A 1527-nucleotide genomic window follows, 5' to 3' on the forward strand; every position below is an offset into this window, starting at 1 on the left:
GCACGCCGTCCAGCGCCCCGTCGAGACCCGCACCAGTACCCGCATGGAACCGGTCCGCTACCTGGAGATATCCGAGCCCGGCCTGCCTGCCGGGCGTGCCGCCCCGGAGGGCGCCTGCGGGGCCTTCTCCGCGGTGCTCATTTGCGCTCCTGCCGCATTCTCCGGATGTTGAACAGCATGGCGGGCAGCACCAGCACGAACAGCAGCACGGCGATGGCGCTGCCGGAGCCCTGGTCGTTGCCGCCGCCGAACGACTCGGTCCACATCTGCAGCGCCAGCACGCTGGCGTTCGGATCGCCGCCGCCGATGATGTAGACGAGGTCGAAGACCTTCAGGACGTTGATGACCAGCGTCACCAGCACCACCATCAGGACGGGCGCGAGCAGCGGGATCGTCACCCGCCGGAACACCTGCCACTCGGTGGCGCCGTCGACCCGCGCCGCCTCCAGGGCGTCCCGCGGAATGGCGGCGAGCCCGGCGGCGATGAGCACCATCGCGAAGCCCGACCACACCCACAGGTACGACCCGATGATCGCCGGGGTGATGAGCGTGTCGCCGAGCCATTCGGCGCCCTGGTAGGCGGTGGTGAAGTTGTCCTTGGGCAGCCGGATCGTGTACGTCCCGGCGGGCACCTTCCGCATGGTGAAGGTTCCGTCGGCCTCGGTGGTGGCCTTGGCGACGACCTTGCCGCCCTGGACCGCCTCGACCCGGATGCCCGGCAGGCCCGACTCGCCGGAGTTCGGGGCGTTCTGCTGGCCGCCCCCGCCCCGGGTGAAGTCGAACCAGACCGTGCCGGTCAACCGGCCCGGCCCGGCCGCCGGGGGCGGCGCGGCCGGCTCGGCGTCCTTCGGCAGGTACTCGGGCTTGATCTTCAGCAGCGGGACGAGCGCGCTCTGCCCCGCCGAGTACGGCCGCACCGAGACCACGGCGCCGCCGTCCTGCCGGACCGGCGCGTTCCCGCCGTTGCGCGGCCCGGCCCCCGGGTAGGTGGTGTCCTGCCGGAACATGTCGTGGACCGCGACCATCGCCGCGTTCGCCACGCCCTTGTCCGGGTCCTGCTGGTACACCAGCCGGAAGATCACGCCGGAGGCGAGGAACGAGATCGCCATGGGCATGAACACCACGAGCTTGAACACCGTCGCCCACCGGATCCGCTCGGTGAGCACGGCGAACACCAGGCCGATGATGGTCACCACGGTCGGCGCCACGACGACCCAGATGGCGGTGTTGCGCACCGCCACGAGGTTGTCGTGCCCCTTGAAGACCCCGGTGTAGTTGTCGACGCCGACGAACGAGCCGCCCGAGGCGTCGAAGAAACTGCGGATCACCGAGTAGACGATCGGGTACACGACGAGGAAGCCGAGCAGCAGCAGCGCCGGCAGCAGGAACGTCAGGGCCAGCCACGACGGCGGGGTCAGCCGCTCGCGCGTGCCGCCCTTGACACGCCCGCCACCAGCCCGGTGCCCGCGGCTCTCAGCCGCGCCCTCGAAGCGGCGGGACGTCCCGCTGCGGTCCAGGGCATGCCGT

At 71.2% G+C, this 1527-nt stretch carries 1 protein-coding gene; it reads right to left on the minus strand.

Translation table 11 applies throughout. From position 1 onward, the window contains the following. Positions 1 to 137: 137 nt before the first annotated feature. Entirely contained in the window at positions 138 to 1349 is a 1212-nt protein-coding gene (locus tag AB0K37_RS42140) for an ABC transporter permease subunit (RefSeq protein ID WP_363991849.1), read from the minus strand. Positions 1350 to 1527: the final 178 nt, after the last annotated feature.

It is taken from the genome of Actinomadura sp. NPDC049753 (assembly GCF_040674655.1).
Lineage (GTDB): Bacteria > Actinomycetota > Actinomycetes > Streptosporangiales > Streptosporangiaceae > Spirillospora > Spirillospora verrucosospora.